Here is a 16,906-nt window from a genome sequence, read left to right as displayed (position 1 = left end):
ATATGTTATATTCGCTTGCTCGTCCATTTCTATTTTCATTGGCGCCTGAGCGTGCACATGATTTGACATTATCAATGCTTAAATCGACATACAAGTTTGGCATAATGCGTCAAAAAATAGACCCAAAGCCAGTGACTTGTATGGGTATTCAATTTCCAAACCCAGTTGGTTTGGCTGCAGGTTTAGATAAAAATGGTGCATATATTGATGCACTTGCGAGTTTAGGTTTTGGTTTTATCGAAATTGGAACCATTACCCCTCGACCTCAGTCTGGTAATCCTCAACCGCGTTTATTCCGCCTTCCAGAGGCTCAAGCGATTATTAATCGTATGGGTTTTAATAATGATGGTGTAGATCAGCTGATTGAGAATGTTAAAGCAGCAAATTATAAAGGTGTATTAGGCATCAATATCGGTAAGAACGCCGATACAGCAGTTGAAGATGCTGTAACTGATTATCTAATTTGTTTAGAAAAAGTTTATAATTATGCATCTTATATTACTGTTAATATTTCATCTCCGAATACCAAGAACTTACGTAGTTTACAAAGTGGACATGCATTAACAGAACTTCTTGAAACTTTAAAAAATCGTCAACTTGAACTTGCTGAACAATATCAACACTATGTTCCACTGGTATTAAAGGTTGCCCCAGATTTAACTGAGTCAGATATTGAATTTATTGCATCTCAATTAATTCAATTTAAAATTGATGGTCTGATTGTGACCAATACGACTTTGTCACGTGAGGGTGTAGAAAATTTAGCGCATGGTGATGAAGCAGGTGGTTTATCTGGTGCGCCTGTATTTGAAAAAAGTACACAATGTCTATCTGCATTTTCAAAATTACTTCAAGGTCAAATCCCATTGATTGGTGTTGGTGGTATTCTTAGTGGTGATCAAGCCGCGACTAAACAGCAAACGGGTGCGCAATTGGTTCAAATTTACAGTGGTCTAATTTATACAGGGCCAAAACTGATTAAAGATTGCGTACAAGCTATGACCTAATCTATGAATACCATCGATATCTTTATACTGATTATTCTGCTCATTGGAGGGCTTAACGGTTTGCGTCAAGGATTCGTTAAAGCCTTTGCGAACTTGGTAGGATGGATTTTTGCACTCATTATGGGTGCAAAATTTGCGGGTCAAATTGCGCCTTCAATGTCCGCACTCAGTCAAGATCCTGTGGTTCAAAAAATAGCGGCATTTGCTTTTATTGTTCTGATTATTGTTGTGTTGACTTGGATCGTCACTGCAATATTAAATCGGTTGCTGAAAAGCTTAAAGCTTGGTCCATTAAATCGATTGGCAGGTGGTGCATTTGGCACCTTTAAAGGTCTCTTAATCGTCCTCATTACTATGCAAGGGATTGGTTCATTTGTAGAGAGCTCTCCACATTGGAAACAATCTAAGTTTATTCAAACTTTATTGCCTTACGCGCCTTTAGCGACTGAGTACACCAAAGAGACAGCGTCAAAAGCTTTAAGTCATATGAAATCAGAAGAGTCGAATCAATCATCAGATTCTTCTCGTCAATCATCTTCTGAACAAGATGATTCGTCATCTCATTCAACGAATAATCCTTTTTATTAATCCTAGCTTGTCTGCGAGGTTGCTATGTGTGGAGTTGTTGGTATAGCTGGTAAATCACCTGTTAACCAAATGTTGTTTGATGCATTAACGATGTTACAACATCGTGGACAAGATGCTGCAGGGATTGTGACATGCCATAATGGTCGTCTCTTTTTGAGAAAAGACAATGGCATGGTGCGTGACGTATTTCATACACGTCATATGCGTGCATTGTTAGGTAATTACGGAATTGGTCATGTGCGATATCCAACAGCTGGCTCATCGAGTAGCGCTGAAGCACAACCATTTTACGTAAACTCTCCTTATGGTATTACTTTAGCGCACAATGGTAATTTAACCAATGCTGACGAGATTCATGATGATCTGTTTAAAACAGATTTACGTCACATGAATACTGATTCAGATTCAGAAGTGTTATTAAACGTTTTTGCACATGAATTACAAAAACGCGGCAAACTTACACCAACTGCGGATGATATTTTCCATGTAGTCACTCGTGTGCATGAGCGTTGTAAAGGTGGTTATGCTGTTGTTGCGATGATCACAGGTCATGGTTTAGTTGGCTTCCGTGATCCAAATGGTATTCGACCTTTAATTTTGGGATCGCGTGATACCGATGATGGTGTTGAATATATTCTTGCTTCCGAATCAGTTGCTTTAACAGCGCTTGGTTTTAAAGTTGAACGTGATGTGATGCCAGGTGAAGCAATTTTTATTGATGATGCCGGTAATCTATTCACGAAGCAATGTGCGGCTAACCCACACCATAGCCCATGTATTTTTGAGTATGTTTATTTTGCTCGTCCAGATGCCATCATTGATGGAATTTCGGTATACAAAGCACGTTTGAAAATGGGTGAGAAGTTGGCGCAGAAAATCCTGCGTGAATGGAGTGAGGACCATGACATTGATGTTGTCATTCCTATTCCAGATACTTCGCGTACATCCGCTTTAGAACTTGCCAATACACTCGGTGTGAAATTCCGTGAAGGTTTCATGAAAAACCGTTATATCGGTCGTACCTTCATTATGCCGGGTCAGCAGTTGCGTAAAAAGTCTGTACGTCAAAAGCTCAATCCAGTTGAATTAGAGTTTAAAGATAAGAACGTATTGCTTGTAGATGACTCAATTGTGCGTGGCACAACGTGTAATGAGATTATTCAAATGGCGCGTGACGCCGGTGCTAAAAAAGTTTTCTTTGCATCTGCTGCACCAATGGTGAAATACCCGAATGTCTACGGTATTGATATGCCAGTTAAAAACGAATTAATTGCTTCAAATCGTGATGTTGAAGAAATTCGTGAAATGATTGGTGCTGATCGTTTGATTTTCCAAGATTTGGAAGATTTAAAGCAAGCTGTTCGTACGAAAAAAGTACCTGAGTTAACTGACTTTGACTGCTCAGTATTTGACGGTATTTACGTTGCGGGTAACATTGATGAGTCGTATCTCGATGGTTTAGAGCGCAAGCGTAATGACTCTGCCAAGAAAATCAAAGATGGTTATATCGATCTAAATATTGATGCAGCCTCAGTTGATCTGAGTGGTATTAAAGAAAATTAATTTATAGTTTTCTATTTGAAAAAGCGGGTATTTCCCGCTTTTTTAATTTATGATCACAAGACAATGTAATGAGGAAATTTTACATTGAAAGATGTGAGTGGTTACTTAATTAAAAACAAAAATATGCTGTGGTCATTAAGCGTATGTTTAATTGTTATTGTGCTCGCAATTATCATTTTAAACACGACGCTCGGATTGTTGGTTCATTATATTGATCCTTCTGAGTCCATTTGGTGGCATTTTCTCAGTCCATATATGATGGTGCTATTGATTAGCATTATTGGTGGTTCTGTCGTTTATGAGTTTTATGTCTTCCGCTCTGGTGGTCATACGCTCGCAAAACAATTGAAAGCACGACAACTCACTTTTATTGAAAGTACTCCAGAAGAAAGTACAGCGCTTAGGCTTGCTGAAAAATTAGCACATCGTTTCTCAATTGATACACCTACACTCTATGTCTTACCCGATGAAATAGGGGTTAATGCACTGACTGCGGGTTTTCATCCCAAAGATACTGTGATTATTCTGACTTGGGGGGCGCTACAAAATCTTGATGAGTTAGAGCTTTATGGATTGTTGGGTCATGAATTCCATAAAATTTTATCGGGTGAAACTCGAGAAAATACTCGTCTTAAAATTTTATACAGTGGGTTAATTACCTTTAGCCAATGGGGCAGCAAAATCGCGAAGCAGGGATTTCGACGTAATCGGGATCAATTGAGAGATAGTTTGGAAACAACTTTTGTGGCGATCGGTGGAGTCATATGGTTAATTGGTAGTTTAGGCGTCTTTATTACGCGTCTGATGAAATATATCACTTTGGGTAGTCGAACATTGTATAACGATGCAATGACAAGACGATTATTGAGTAGTAATGCTAATATTCAAACCTTATTGAGAATCTATGTTCATCACGCAGGATCACAGATTCATAGTGAATATTCTGAAGCTATTTCTCATATGTGCTTTGCTAACTCACTTAGTCCTCAAAGTTGGTTGAATATCCAACCTTGTATTCAAGATCGTATATATGAATTAAATCCGAATTTACTTGAGGATATTCAATTAGAAAATTTACAAAAATTACGCAATCAACCACTATTTAGTTTAATGCGTTCTTTAGAGGAATCTATTGCTGAAGAATATAATCCATGGATGTCACCACAGCCACTTCCATTATTAAGATTATCACCGATCAGCTTTGCAATTAAGGATGCCATCAAACCCTTAAATAGTGAAGTTAGACAGCAGATGAAACGTCCAGAACTCATTCAAAGGGCTTTGCAAACTTCGACTGGTGCGCGTGAAGTGATGGTTGCGATTTTAATGATTCGGCAATACCGTGAATTTATTCCTTCTGATGCACCTGTGAGTCGTGCAATTGTCGACTCACTGTTAAATATAGATGGACGAGTGCATATTCAAATTTTTCATGAGGCATGTAAGCAGTTGGGAAATATGCCTGCTACAAGTGCGCGTCAGTTTATTACTAAATTGGCTAAAATTATTCAAGAAGATGGTGAAATTGGACTTTTGGATGCTTTGCTGATTGAAAGGGTGAAGTCTCAACTGGATTTATTGCCAATACATCGTCCAACCTCAATTGAGGATGCTAAGCCGCAAATTGTTAGGCTAATAGATGCGTTATTACATGTTCAGCAGTTAAATACTGCTAATCAGCTTGAAGTTAGAACCCAAATCTTAGAACGAATTTTAACTCGTGATGAAATTGAGTTTTATGAAGAAATTTCAGATGAACCTATCGACTTAGGTGAAATTCTTAATGATATTGCTGGATTGTTGCTGAGAGATCGGTTGAGTATTTTGGGTGTTGCTGAATTATGTTTATGGAATGATCGAATCATTACACAAGATGAGTTAGATGTACTTGAATTATTATATTGGCGACTTGGATTTGAAAGTGATGAAATTGTGGATCAAATGCATAAGAAAAATAGCGTCATTATTGTTTAGCTATCGATGCATTCTGAATTTAAAAGCTGCAAGGATATTAATGCGTAAGAAATGAAATTAAGTTATGATTGTTTGCGGATTAAAAGTTCAGTAAAAGATTAAAAAAGTGGGTAGAATACCCAGCCCTCATGCCAGTCCATCTGTAATGAATGTGAATATGTTAGAGCATCAAAGAAGCCTCTTAGCTGTGATGGGAATCGATATATGGATTCCACAAAATACGGCACAAACACGTCATTACAAACCTTCCTTATATCGCGATCAAGTTGAAGAAAATCATCCAACAGATGTATCTTTTCCTGAATTTGCGCAAGCTCAATCAGAACAGTTCATCACAAAACCAGCTTCACAAGCTGAACAGCTAAATAAACATGATTCTTCGCCTCAGTTAAAAAGTAATCCAGACGGTGTGCAGCTTCCTCGAGAGTTTGTGGAAAATGACAAACAGTCTCAAGATGAGGTTGTTGAGCGTCAACCGCTTGTAATCGATGCTTTTGAAATTCAAGCGATGATCACTAAAACACATACTATTCTGCTAGATGCTACAGTGCTCACCACAGAACAAGAAAACTTATGGGTGAATATCCAGCGTAGTGTGAGTTCACAGTTTTACGATTTAAAATGGCCATTTAATTTCGCACAATTCCAAGATGGAAGAGGTGCTGAAGTATTTATACAGGGTTTTATCGATGCATTATCTGTTGATAAAAAAATATTGAGCTTAGGGTATTTGCCGCATATATCAACGACGCAGCATATGCAGATTGCAAGTTTACAAGACATGATTGAGCAGCCATTGTTAAAACGTCGCTTGTGGAACTTAATTAAAAATTAAATCGATACTGGATCTAAAGAGGGAGTTTTATGAAAAAAAAGGTTGTGGTATTTAGTCAGATAGATCCGAAAATATTAAATCAATTAGAATCGAAATATCAGGTCGTTCAACTTAATCCGAAACAGGGTGACATTAATGAGCAACTTTTAAGAGAAGTTGCGGATGCAGATGGGATGATAGGCGCTGGGCGTCGTTTAAATCAAGACAACTTGAAGACTGCAAAAAAACTTAAAATTATTTCGTCGGTCAGTGTGGGTTACGATAATTACGACGTTGAATATCTAAAACAACAGGGTATTTGGTTGACCAATACGCCTCATGTGTTGACAGAGACGACCGCTGATTTGGCTTTTACCTTATTGATGACAGCGGCTCGTAAAGTGACACATTTAGATTCTTGGACAAAGCAGGGGAATTGGACACGTACCGCCGGTGTAGCACAATTTGGTCAAGATATTTATGGGAAAACGCTCGGTATCATTGGTTTAGGTCATATCGGTGCTGCGATAGCTAGACGTGGTTTTTACGGGTTTAATATGAATATTCAATACCATAACCGGAAGCCATGTATAGAGCGAGCTGAGCCTTTAAAGGCGAAATATTGTGATCTTGATACTTTACTTTCAACGTCTGATTTTATCGTCATTGCAGTCGATTTAAATGAGCAATCGAAAGCGCTAATCGGTCAAGCTCAATTTGAGAAAATGCAAAAACATGCTGTGTTTGTGAATATTGCCAGAGGATCAGTTGTGGATGAGTCGGCCTTGATTGAGGCGCTTGTAAATCACAAAATTTTTGGTGCTGGTTTAGATGTTTATCAGAAAGAGCCGCTCCAAGAATCACCATTGTTTCAATTGGAAAATGTAGTGACATTGCCGCACGTAGGTTCGGCGACAGCAGAAACCAGAATGAAAATGGCAAATCTTGCTTATGATAATCTGGTAAAAGCCTTAGATGGGGATGAGCCTCAATATATTGTGAATAAGTAAAGTCTTTTGAGAATGATAATAAACGTAACAGTTCATCATTAATCTTCACATTATTCAATGTTATAGTCGATGGAGTACACGTTTAGGAATACAGGTTTGAAGAAGATCATTTTGGCTTTATTGATAGCGAGTTCGAGTTTTTCAGCGGTGGCTGATGAACTCTACAGTGCCAATAAAATTCAATTTGAAGTGCCTGATATTAATAGTGGTGTTGGATTTATCGATCAACAAAAAGAAAAAATGATCGGTGAAAAAGTCTATCGTCAAGTACAGCAACAACTTCCAGTGTTAAACAATGTTTGGTTGGAAGATCAATTTATGGCTGTATTCCGAAAAATTATTGCGCAAACACAGTTGGGTCAACCAATTGCTTTGGTGATTGTAAATGATCCACAAATTAATGCCTTTGCTGTACCTGGTGGTTTATTTGCATTGAATAGTGGGTTAATTACGTCGGCAAAGAATATGGATGAAGTTGCGGGTGTGGTTGCTCATGAGGTGGCACACGTCTCGCAAAGACACTACAGCCGTTCTCAAGAGGCTTTTAAAGGGCAAGGATTGCTTGCACTCGCTGGTATCATTGTGGGTGCTGCAATTGCATCACAAGCTGATGGTAATGCAGGTGCTGCACTGATGATGGGAACGCAGGCTGCATTGGTGGATCGACAGTTAAGTTATAGTCGTAATCAAGAGCGTGAAGCAGACCGTATTGGAATGCAATTGATGTATCGTGCCGGATATAACCCGTACAGTATGTCTGAGTTTTTTGAAACCATGAATCGTGCGACTCCAAAAATTAGTTATCTTCCTGATTTTTGGTTAACACATCCTTTGACTACTCAGCGCATGAGTGAGGCACGTTTACGAGCAGATCAACTTCCTAAAGTTCCGTATAGCAACACACTCTCTGAGTTTGATCAGATCAAGTGGTATACCGCAGTTGTGACCAATCAAACCAATGAGGAACAGTTAAAGGGAGTGGTGAGAGCAAATGCATTGGCTGGAAGAATTGCACTGTCTGCTTTTTATTTAAAGCGTGGTGATTTTGATCTAGCACAAAAAGAAATTGAACTTGCTAAGAAAATCCAGCCAAATCATCAACTTATCGCGCTTATTCAAGCAGATATCTACTTGGCGACCAATCAATTTGATTCTGCGCAGGAAACGATATTGGTGCGTCAACGAATAACACCTGAAAATCGTGCTTTAAGTTATAAATTAGCTGAAATTTATATTCGACAGGGAAATTTTGTTGCTGCTGAAAGGTTGGCGAATAAATTTATCCAAATCAATAATCGTGATACGCAAGCATGGTTCATTCGACAACAAGCGGCAAATTTAGATATTAAAAATCCTTTACGTACTGTAAATGTATTGCGATATCGGGCTGAAGTTGAATATTGGAAGGGGGCGGAAGAGAATGCGATTCGCTCACTCATTCATGCTCAGCGTTTAGCCAAGGAAAATAACTCTATGAGTGCAGTCATCAATCAAAGACTACGGATGATGCAGGATGAGCGTCAACAAAAATTATAAGAGGTTTAAATGATAAAAGGTCAATGCTTATGTGAAAAGGTGCAATATATTTATCATGGTGATCTTGAGAAAAGTATCTTGTGCTATTGCAAGCACTGTCAGTTGGCTCAAGGCGGTTTTACTGCATGGAATAGCCCGATCCCGCTTGAAAACTTCGAGTTAATTTCTGGTGAAGATGTGCTTAAGTCTTATTTTCATACCGAGTTAAAGGCAAGAGTATTTTGTGGTGAATGTGGAAGTCCTTTATATTCACATCGACTTGATTTACCAGGAATTATACGTTTAAGGCTCGGTTCTGTGGTTGAAGGGAAAATACCGCCACCTTATGAAGAGTTTTTCCAGGAATACAAACCTAACTTTATTGAAACTATTCATTCTTAGTGATTAGATTCTTTTAGAATGATGAATGAGTAAATATTTTAAATTATGTGATTGAATCTAATAATGAAATTGCCACTATTTTTTATGATGTTGTTTGGAGCAGGTGTGTTCACTCATGCGGAAACACTTCCTGTTAAATTTACACAAGAAATTGAAGTTGTATCACAAAAATATAATGCCGATATGAGGCATTTTCTAAAAATGCTAGCACCAAATACAACACATTTTAGCCTTGATCAGACTCAAAGATATTGTGTCATTGTTGGAACTTATGTCGATGGTTTTTATCAGGTGGTGGATAAATATCGAAAGGATTTACCATTTTCCTACTCTAGAATGAGTAAACAGGATGTTGTTGAGAAAGTTAAGCGATCTAAAGAAATGCAGATTTTACAAAGATATAATATTCAATGTGAATTTAAATAATCAGAAAGTGAAAAACTAAAAGTATTGTTGTAATAAAATCGGGGATACGTGATTTAGACTGGACTATTTAATGACATTATTAAATAGACCAAATCAAACATAATACGAAAAGTTAAGAAAGTTGAGCTTTAATTTTACTCGAAACTTGTGCAGGATCGGCACGTCCGGCTATGATCGGACGTAGAGAATTCATCACCTTACCCATATCTTTCATGCTAGTAGCTTGTTGCGCAGCAATCGTTTGCGCAATAATTGAATCAAGTTCTTCCTCAGTCATAGCTGCTGGTAGAAATTGAGATAAAACCTCAACTTCGGCTTGTTCCTTACTAGCTAAGTCTTGTCGATTAGCGCTTTCAAAAGCTTTAATCGATTCTTTACGTTGCTTGATTTGTTTTTCAATGACCGCGAGAACTCGACTATCATCTAGTTCTACGCGTTCATCGACTTCGATTTGCTTAATTGCTGCTTGGAGACTACGAATCACCGTTAACTTATCCATTTCTTTAGCACGCATTGTTGCTTTCAAAACGTCAGTAATTTGGTTTTTTAAAGTAGTCATTTATATATCCGAGCAGTCAATCACAAATTAATCTTAGTAAAGGCGAGTAGTACGTACTGATTCACGCGCCAATTTCTTTTGGTAGCGTTTAACAGCAGCAGCTTTTTTGCGCTTACGTTCTTGAGTTGGTTTCTCGTAGAATTCACGTTTACGAACGTCAGCTAAAACACCCGCTTTTTCGCATGAACGTTTGAAACGACGGATAGCTACGTCTACTGGTTCGCCTTCTTTCAATTTAACTTGTGGCATGAAGAATCCTCTAGTTTATGGATAAGACTAAGCGCCGAATTGCGCTGAGTCACAAGTGAAGGTCAGTATTTTACTCATTTACATCTCATATCACAAGTCTATAATAGCTTTAGCAATATTTTGAAATGGGTTAAAGGCAATTTAATGATCGTTTTAGGCTTAGAAACGTCGTGTGATGAAACTGGTCTCGCACTCTATGACAGCGAAGTCGGCTTAAGAGGACAGGTGTTATATAGTCAGATTAAATTGCATGCTGAATATGGTGGAGTGGTACCTGAATTGGCATCCCGCGATCATGTTCGTAAATTAATTCCTTTAATCAATCAATTGCTTGAAGAAAGTCAAATCAAAAAATCTGAGATTGATGCGGTGGCTTATACACGTGGTCCAGGCCTAATGGGTGCACTCATGACTGGAGCATTATTTGGTCGTACGCTTGCATTTGCGTTAAATAAACCAGCGATTGGTGTGCATCATATGGAAGGGCATATGTTGGCGCCTCTTTTATCAGCTACTCCACCGGAATTTCCGTTTGTCGCTTTGTTGGTCTCGGGTGGGCATACACAATTAATGGCGGCATATGATATTGGTCATTATGAAATCTTAGGTGAGTCGATCGATGATGCAGCGGGTGAAGCATTCGATAAGGTTGCTAAGATGATGGGGTTGCCTTATCCAGGCGGTCCAAATATCTCTAAACTTGCTGAACATGGTGATGCCACTGCTTTTGAATTTCCACGTCCTATGTTGCATCAAGGTTTGGAGTTTTCATTTAGTGGCTTAAAAACAGCAGTTTCTGTCCAAATGAAAAAATTAGGTGATGAAAACCGAGACGCTGATATTGCTGCGAGTTTTCAAGAGGCTATTGTTGATACATTGGTCAAAAAATCAGTTAAAGCATTAAAGCAAACTGGTCTTAAGCGTTTGGTCATTGCTGGTGGTGTGAGTGCCAATAAGCGTCTTCGTGAACGTCTTGAAGCAGATTTAGCTAAAATAAAAGCTCAAGTATATTATGCTGAACCAGCTTTATGTACGGATAATGGCGCCATGATTGCTTTTGCTGGATATCAACGCTTAAAAGCAGGACAGCATGATGGCTTAGCCGTGACAACGACGCCACGTTGGCCGATGACGGAACTCAAAAAACCTACTGAAGCATAGATGTTTGGTCACGAGAAAAAAGAGGCTTATAGCCTCTTTTTTTATATTTACACTATTGAAAGAATTTGCATGTCTTCTGGTGAGAGTTGAAGATTAACTGCATTTGAAAATTGGGTAATTTGTTCAAGGTTTGTTGCACTGGCGATTGGTGCTGAAATATGCTTTTGCGCAAGTAACCAAGCCAAAGCTACCTCAGCAGGTGCCGCATTGTGGCGCGATGCCACTTCTCTGAGCTTATCTAAAAGGTTTAAGCCTCGCTCATCAAAATATTTTACAAGCGTATCTGCACGTTGACGCCCTTGAATATTGTCTAATGACGAATATTTCCCAGATAGAAATCCACTAGCCAGACTATAAAAACTTACTACACCAATTTGATGGCGTTCACAAATGGGTTGCAGTGTTTGTTCGAATACATCGCGATCGTAAAGATTATATTCAGGTTGAAGAACCTGATAATGTTGCACACCAATCTTTTGTGCAGCTTGAATAGAAGCGTCTAATTGATCAGCTGAAAAATTAGAAGTGCCATAGGCGCGAATTTTTCCTTGATCTTTGAGCTTTGAAAATACTGATAATGTTTCCTCATGAGGTGTGTTTTCATCAGGCCAGTGTGCAAAATAAAGATCAAGATAATCTGTTTTTAAACGACTAAGTGAGTCTTCAACTGCTTGCATAATCCATCGTTCAGATAAACCTTGATGGCCGGGAATCCCCATATCTAAACCGACTTTAGTAAATAGCACGATGTCTTCACGTTTACTTGGATTTTGTTTTAACCAATTACCAATGATTGTTTCTGACTCGCCACCATGATTGCCTGGTGCCCAAATGGAATAGAAGTCTGCTGTATCAATGGTGTTAAATCCACGCTCATACAGTGCATCTAAAATTTTGAAACTTTGTTTTTCATCAACCGTCCAACCGAATACATTTCCTCCGAATACGATGGGTGCGATGAATAAATCAGTTTGTCCAAGTTTTCTTTTTTGCATGAAACATCCTAAGTAGAATAATAAGACTTACTCTAGCTATATAGGATTTGTCTATTTATCGCTATCCAAATAATGTATAAACATTATCCAATGATTTTGACAAAAAAGAGGCAAAAAGCCTCTTATTAATTCTCTATGTATTCAAGCAGAATCAGAAACGATAACCTGCGCTGATGTTGAACCCATCAAATTTAGCCCCATCAACTTTAGTACCTTCATAACCGATATTGATCGCATATTGCGGAGCAGGATTAATATTAATACCAACACCATATGCAAACGCTGTTTCACTTAGATCCATGTTTTCGTATATGTTCAAGGCGCGATATGAGCTTTCAACTTTTGAATGCGCGATCCCGACAACACCATAAACACTGAAATTCTCATTAAGACGATATGCAGGGCCTGCTAGCAAAGAAAAATGCTTTACATCTGTATCTTGGCGTTCACCTGGTTCAATCCAAGTTTCATCACCAGTTTGATACGACATTGTTGCCATAACGCTTAAAGGAGTCTCGAGTTCATAGCGATATTGAGCGTGAACACCACGAATATCAAACGCATTTTCAATTTCAGACTGAGCATAACCCAATGAAACGGTGTGTTGTTGGGCAAAAGTTGTCGTTGTTAAAGTGGTCATCGAGAGGATTAAACTCAATTTTAAAAATTTAGTTATCATGGCGCATGCTCATTATTTGTGATTTATTTATCATTAAATGCTAAAAATGGCGATCATTTTTTGGCAAACTTTATTGTACTGTCTATTTTATTATTGTAAATAAAAACTAAACAAATAATTTTATTTGTATTATAAATGGTGTGAGAATGTATTTATTGACTCGCAATTGAGTTTTTAAATCGTTCTTTTAATGCAATATAGTGGGAATGCTGTTTAGCTTCATCCCATTTCACTTTAAAAATTCGTGCTGCTGCAGCCTTAATAGCGTCTTCTTGTTGGCGAGGTAGTTCTTCACGCCCGTGAGCACCACTTAAACCTTTTTTGTCATTAGGTACAGGACCTTTATATTTTTTTCCACCTTTATGGTTGGCATAACGTCTCGCTCGGGTATAACCCATTTGTAAAAATTTACGAGCCATATCTGCACCGACAAAATCATCGACTGCTAAATATTCAAGAAAGAGTTGATAAATCTTATTAGAACTCTCTCTAGCTTTATCTTCATCTGCAAATTTCCAAAAAGGTAGAATTTCAGATTTGTAGGGTTCGACGAGTAATACACCCTGTTCACCACGACCAATTCGATAGAGTTCCGGTCTCTCTCTGAAATTAATTTTTTTAAAGTCCAAAGAGTAATCAAAACTTTGAGAGTTAACACGAGAGCTTCTACGTGGGATGTTATCGAGGTCTTTATGATTGTAAGCCATCACATTCTCTTTTGTAGTTTTAAAAATATATTAGGTGATCTCAAATGAAAAACGATTATAGAATTGTGAGTGATATTTTAAAAATGTGATTAGTTGTTTTAAAGAGATGTGCTAAACACGTGAAAGATTGAAATTGAACTGTATTAGAAATCAAAACAACGAATTAGACTATGGACGATAGCGGGGCGAAATTAAGTTTTAGACTTAAAATCTAGCAGACACAAATGATTAGACATGACGATGCTCTATAAGAAACATTTTGTCATATAAGTTTTATATCTATGAATTAATCTAAGCGATACGTATAAAAATAATTTTGGAAGTCTGATTGGATCTTATCATCATCATTTTTGGCTATCTATATGGTCGTAAATTTCATCCCAACAAGTACATTGAACAAGTATTTTTTTTAGCCCTGATTTTATTTATATTTTTTTGCACTGTTTACGCAGCGCCAAACCTACTCGCATTAGAAAATCCTAGAGCTGTTTTGAGCAAGCTAGTTATTCTCGCACTCGGGGTATGCACATTTACTTACTGGTTTAGTTCACTATTTTATAAGAAGAAACAGCAGGAAAACAGCAAACGTAAAACAATCCAAATTAAGGATATCATTAAAATATTGACAGTGTATCTTTTGCTTAGTTTGGTTTTTGTGGGAGGAATCTTCACTTATCGAATGGATTTAATAGATGAGCAAATAGCTTTAAGTATTCAAAACGTTCTTATCTACATTATTCTATTTTTGATCGGAGTTTTTATATCAGCCTTTAATATCAAAACATTGCAATGGCATGATTTAAAACTCCCAATCATAATGGTTTTGGCAAATACAATATTTGCCTGCTTTATGCTGATAATTTGGAAGGAAAGTGCTGTATTGCTTTCTGGATTCGGTTGGGCAAGTCTGTCTGCTGCGATGATTTCACAAAAACTAAATCCCTTATTGGCAGTTCAAGCTTTAATTGTGGATATGATTCGAGGGATGTTTTCCATCATTTTTCTACAGCTTTTTGGAAGACATCAACCACAAGCAGCAATTAGCACCACAGGTGTACTGTCCTGTGATGCATTCTTACCGATGATTAAGCAACATTGTGGTGAGCAATATGTGCTAGATGCGTTTAAAGCGGGACTATTGTTGTCGCTGTTTTGTCCATTGAATATATTTATTGCGATTCATTTTACCCAAAGTGTGACAAGTTAAACGGTAAAACACCTCAAAGACAGTAATTTTAGCAATCACTAACATACCATCACCATTGATATATCCGGCATTGTGATTCAAAAAAAATGCAGCATCCTCATTCATGTTATCGTGTTCATGCTTACAACCGCGTGTTCCTCCAAGGCCATCGTTATAAATAAAAACATGGCCAGATTTTGAAAGTTGATAATTGAATTGCTGAGAGAATAGGGTGCAAAGGTCTTGCATTTCTGTATTGTTATCGAGGTTTAAGCGAGTAGGCCATGTATTTTTTTTGAAAGCATATCGTGTAATTGCACGATAACTTGAGGGATGTAAACACACAGCAAAAAAATACGATGGTGCTGGGTGGCGGAGCATTTGAGAAATAATGAAATAAATGTATTGGAATTTTAACAGATTTGATTTTCGATAGGCGCTAAGAAGACCTGCTTGACCACGAAAAACATTCATTGTCTTGTCATTCTTTTTGACTTCATAACGTTGCATACATAAAAATCCAACAGGTTTTTCTTCATCAAAATAGATCAAAACCCGTTTGCTTGCAGCATCATCAGGGGCATAGGCTTGAGCAATGTCATTCAAATCACAACCCTCTGGTGTCATGAAGATCGCTTGATGAAGCGTTTTTAATATATTTTGAACTTCTGGGAATTGTGTATGTTGGTTACTATATTTTTTAATTTGAAGCATGGATGCAGCCTTTTTCTATAATTATTTGCGTCCCTCATACTATTTTTGAATTGTTAAGTTTGGATTACATTAATTTCTTTGAAAAACAAGAAATTGTTGTTATGTTATATTGTATTAAATTTAAATTATTTTTTTAATTCTTATTTGGTTAATAAATTTTATTTAAAACAATAATTTAAAGTAATATTTGAGATTTTTTTATTTAAGATTTTTTGATGTTGATAGAGAGCACTGAGTTAAATTATTAATTTTATCTTTATAATTATTCATGAATAATTTATTAACTTTTATCGTAATAAAAGCTAATAAATTAGCTTAAAGAGTGAAAGTCGAGAAACTAAGACGTTATTCCATCTTAGTTTCTTATTGCAGAAGCTGATGTAAATGCTTAATCACGCTTTAATTGAGTAGAGCCGATCCAATGTTTTGAAAATTGGAATGCAGAACGACCTGAGCGTTGACCTCTGGCTTGGCACCAACGTAGCGCTTCAGCACGTACTTCAGGTGTCATTTCAATACCAGATTTTTTTAAATAGTGCTCTACAATCTCTAAATAAAGATTTTGATCCATCGGGTAGAATGAAAGCCAAAGACCAAAACGATCAGACAATGAGATTTTTTCTTCGATCGCTTCTTGCGGATGTAATTCAGTATATTGAGGCACGTCCACTTTAGTGATCGGGGTGTTTTCATGCATAAATTCTGGGAGTAGGTGGCGGCGGTTACTGGTCGCATAAATAATAAAGTTGCCAGAACCTGACTCTAGTGAACCATCTAACACACTTTTTAAACTACGATAATTTTCGTCTTCAGCATTAAAGGCTAAGTCATCACAATACACGATGAATTTTTCGGGACGACCTTCAATAATTTTTTGTATTTCTGGTAGGTCTGACAGATTATCACGCTCAATTTCAATGATGCGTAAACCACGGTCAGCATATTTTGACAGTAAAGATCTTACGATAGATGATTTTCCGGTTCCACGAGATCCAGTCAATAAAATATCGTTTGCAGGTAAACCTTGTAAAAATTGTTCAGTGTTTTGCAATATTTTTTCTTTTTGTTTTTCGATACCTTTTAAATCATCAAGATGAATTATTTTAGGTTTTTGAATGGGGATCAGCCGTTTATTTTGCCATTTGTATCCTAGTGCTGAGAAATCAATTTCCTGACTCGGTTCAGATAATGTGTGATTAAGTTGGTCAATAAGTTGAGAAATTTTTGTTAACAGTTGATCTGGTAGTTCTAGAGTCGCCATAGTTGTTTGTGAAATACAATTCAATAAAATCAAGTTTAATCTACATGATGACGACAGCGAAGTGAACTGATCTAAGGGATAAATCTATGGTGACTG

Annotated in this window: 18 protein-coding genes; 11 read left to right on the top strand and 7 right to left on the bottom strand. The window is 37.3% G+C overall.

Going from position 1 to position 16,906, the window contains the following annotated elements; all coding sequences use genetic code 11:
- Positions 1-2 precede the first annotated feature (2 nt).
- The 9 genes from AC1M9L_RS02180 (at position 3) to AC1M9L_RS02140 (ending at position 9,299) form a co-directional block, all read left to right on the top strand.
- Positions 3-1,007, top strand: a complete 1,005-nt coding sequence (locus tag AC1M9L_RS02180; protein ID WP_035268767.1) for a quinone-dependent dihydroorotate dehydrogenase — start codon at positions 3-5, stop codon at positions 1,005-1,007.
- A gap of 3 nt (positions 1,008-1,010) precedes the next feature.
- Positions 1,011-1,595, top strand: a complete 585-nt coding sequence (locus AC1M9L_RS02175; RefSeq protein ID WP_481591213.1) for a CvpA family protein — start codon at positions 1,011-1,013, stop codon at positions 1,593-1,595.
- Positions 1,596-1,619: 24 nt separating this feature from the next.
- Positions 1,620-3,158: an amidophosphoribosyltransferase gene (gene purF / locus AC1M9L_RS02170; RefSeq protein WP_481591212.1), complete on the top strand. Its 1,539-nt coding sequence runs from the start codon at positions 1,620-1,622 to the stop codon at positions 3,156-3,158.
- 84 nt (positions 3,159-3,242) lie between these two features.
- The gene (locus AC1M9L_RS02165; protein ID WP_481591211.1) at positions 3,243-5,132 is read left to right on the top strand and encodes a M48 family metalloprotease; all 1,890 of its coding nucleotides are present in this window, start codon (positions 3,243-3,245) and stop codon (positions 5,130-5,132) included.
- A gap of 106 nt (positions 5,133-5,238) precedes the next feature.
- Positions 5,239-5,967, top strand: coding sequence for a hypothetical protein (locus tag AC1M9L_RS02160; RefSeq protein WP_481591210.1), 729 nt, complete (start codon positions 5,239-5,241; stop codon positions 5,965-5,967).
- Between the two features lie 29 nt (positions 5,968-5,996).
- A complete protein-coding gene (locus AC1M9L_RS02155; protein WP_481591209.1) occupies positions 5,997-6,956 on the top strand; it encodes a 2-hydroxyacid dehydrogenase in 960 nt (319 codons plus the stop codon).
- A 96-nt stretch (positions 6,957-7,052) separates the two neighbouring features.
- On the top strand, positions 7,053-8,492 hold the full coding sequence (locus AC1M9L_RS02150; RefSeq protein WP_481591208.1) for a M48 family metalloprotease: 1,440 nt from the start codon (positions 7,053-7,055) through the stop codon (positions 8,490-8,492).
- A 9-nt stretch (positions 8,493-8,501) separates the two neighbouring features.
- Positions 8,502-8,873 carry a GFA family protein gene (locus AC1M9L_RS02145; RefSeq protein ID WP_481591207.1) on the top strand — a complete coding sequence of 124 codons (372 nt, stop codon included), beginning with the start codon at positions 8,502-8,504 and terminating at the stop codon, positions 8,871-8,873.
- Between the two features lie 63 nt (positions 8,874-8,936).
- Entirely contained in the window at positions 8,937-9,299 is a 363-nt protein-coding gene (locus AC1M9L_RS02140; protein WP_481591206.1) for a hypothetical protein, read from the top strand.
- Between the two features lie 112 nt (positions 9,300-9,411).
- Here the strand turns inward: AC1M9L_RS02140 and AC1M9L_RS02135 are convergent, their stop codons facing one another.
- Complete coding sequence (locus AC1M9L_RS02135; RefSeq protein ID WP_035268744.1) at positions 9,412-9,858, bottom strand: GatB/YqeY domain-containing protein; 447 nt, start codon at positions 9,856-9,858, stop codon at positions 9,412-9,414.
- 33 nt (positions 9,859-9,891) lie between these two features.
- Positions 9,892-10,107 carry a 30S ribosomal protein S21 gene (gene rpsU, locus AC1M9L_RS02130; RefSeq protein ID WP_001136722.1) on the bottom strand — a complete coding sequence of 72 codons (216 nt, stop codon included), beginning with the start codon at positions 10,105-10,107 and terminating at the stop codon, positions 9,892-9,894.
- 144 nt (positions 10,108-10,251) lie between these two features.
- Here rpsU and tsaD point away from each other — a divergent pair, with 144 nt between their 5' ends.
- Positions 10,252-11,268: a tRNA (adenosine(37)-N6)-threonylcarbamoyltransferase complex transferase subunit TsaD gene (gene tsaD, locus AC1M9L_RS02125; RefSeq protein ID WP_035268741.1), complete on the top strand. Its 1,017-nt coding sequence runs from the start codon at positions 10,252-10,254 to the stop codon at positions 11,266-11,268.
- 47 nt (positions 11,269-11,315) lie between these two features.
- Here tsaD and AC1M9L_RS02120 read toward each other — a convergent pair whose 3' ends face one another.
- From AC1M9L_RS02120 to AC1M9L_RS02110, 3 genes are all read right to left on the bottom strand, one after another.
- Positions 11,316-12,263 (bottom strand): aldo/keto reductase, encoded by a 948-nt coding sequence (locus AC1M9L_RS02120; protein WP_035268736.1) that lies wholly within the window; start codon positions 12,261-12,263, stop codon positions 11,316-11,318.
- A gap of 151 nt (positions 12,264-12,414) precedes the next feature.
- Positions 12,415-12,942 carry an Ail/Lom family outer membrane beta-barrel protein gene (locus AC1M9L_RS02115; RefSeq protein ID WP_481591205.1) on the bottom strand — a complete coding sequence of 176 codons (528 nt, stop codon included), beginning with the start codon at positions 12,940-12,942 and terminating at the stop codon, positions 12,415-12,417.
- 152 nt (positions 12,943-13,094) lie between these two features.
- The gene (locus tag AC1M9L_RS02110) at positions 13,095-13,649 is read right to left on the bottom strand and encodes a DUF4385 domain-containing protein (protein WP_481589804.1); all 555 of its coding nucleotides are present in this window, start codon (positions 13,647-13,649) and stop codon (positions 13,095-13,097) included.
- 328 nt (positions 13,650-13,977) lie between these two features.
- On the opposite strand from AC1M9L_RS02110, the gene AC1M9L_RS02105 reads away from it, so the two are divergent.
- The gene (locus AC1M9L_RS02105) at positions 13,978-14,856 is read left to right on the top strand and encodes a LysO family transporter (protein WP_481591204.1); all 879 of its coding nucleotides are present in this window, start codon (positions 13,978-13,980) and stop codon (positions 14,854-14,856) included.
- Here AC1M9L_RS02105 and AC1M9L_RS02100 read toward each other — a convergent pair.
- The gene (locus tag AC1M9L_RS02100) at positions 14,785-15,549 is read right to left on the bottom strand and encodes a hypothetical protein (protein ID WP_481591203.1); all 765 of its coding nucleotides are present in this window, start codon (positions 15,547-15,549) and stop codon (positions 14,785-14,787) included. The genes AC1M9L_RS02105 and AC1M9L_RS02100 overlap by 72 nt on opposite strands.
- Before the next feature lie 388 nt (positions 15,550-15,937).
- A complete protein-coding gene (locus AC1M9L_RS02095; RefSeq protein ID WP_481591202.1) occupies positions 15,938-16,810 on the bottom strand; it encodes an ATP-binding protein in 873 nt (290 codons plus the stop codon).
- Positions 16,811-16,906 lie beyond the last annotated feature (96 nt).

This window comes from Acinetobacter sp. ANC_7511 (assembly GCF_056779975.1).
This window is presented reverse-complemented; position numbering and strand designations above follow the sequence as displayed.

Excerpts from the sequence above, each read along its gene's own strand:
- AC1M9L_RS02180 (WP_035268767.1), top strand. The coding sequence starts at position 3 with ATGTTATATTCGCTTGCTCGTCCATTTCTATTTTCATTGGCGCCTGAG.
- AC1M9L_RS02175 (WP_481591213.1), top strand. The coding sequence starts at position 1,011 with ATGAATACCATCGATATCTTTATACTGATTATTCTGCTCATTGGAGGG.
- purF (WP_481591212.1), top strand. The coding sequence starts at position 1,620 with ATGTGTGGAGTTGTTGGTATAGCTGGTAAATCACCTGTTAACCAAATG.
- AC1M9L_RS02155 (WP_481591209.1), top strand. The coding sequence starts at position 5,997 with ATGAAAAAAAAGGTTGTGGTATTTAGTCAGATAGATCCGAAAATATTA.
- AC1M9L_RS02145 (WP_481591207.1), top strand. The coding sequence starts at position 8,502 with ATGATAAAAGGTCAATGCTTATGTGAAAAGGTGCAATATATTTATCAT.
- AC1M9L_RS02140 (WP_481591206.1), top strand. The coding sequence starts at position 8,937 with ATGAAATTGCCACTATTTTTTATGATGTTGTTTGGAGCAGGTGTGTTC.
- AC1M9L_RS02135 (WP_035268744.1), bottom strand. The coding sequence starts at position 9,858 with ATGACTACTTTAAAAAACCAAATTACTGACGTTTTGAAAGCAACAATG.
- rpsU (WP_001136722.1), bottom strand. The coding sequence starts at position 10,107 with ATGCCACAAGTTAAATTGAAAGAAGGCGAACCAGTAGACGTAGCTATC.
- tsaD (WP_035268741.1), top strand. The coding sequence starts at position 10,252 with ATGATCGTTTTAGGCTTAGAAACGTCGTGTGATGAAACTGGTCTCGCA.
- AC1M9L_RS02120 (WP_035268736.1), bottom strand. The coding sequence starts at position 12,263 with ATGCAAAAAAGAAAACTTGGACAAACTGATTTATTCATCGCACCCATC.
- AC1M9L_RS02115 (WP_481591205.1), bottom strand. The coding sequence starts at position 12,942 with ATGATAACTAAATTTTTAAAATTGAGTTTAATCCTCTCGATGACCACT.
- AC1M9L_RS02110 (WP_481589804.1), bottom strand. The coding sequence starts at position 13,649 with ATGGCTTACAATCATAAAGACCTCGATAACATCCCACGTAGAAGCTCT.
- AC1M9L_RS02100 (WP_481591203.1), bottom strand. The coding sequence starts at position 15,549 with ATGCTTCAAATTAAAAAATATAGTAACCAACATACACAATTCCCAGAA.
- AC1M9L_RS02095 (WP_481591202.1), bottom strand. The coding sequence starts at position 16,810 with ATGGCGACTCTAGAACTACCAGATCAACTGTTAACAAAAATTTCTCAA.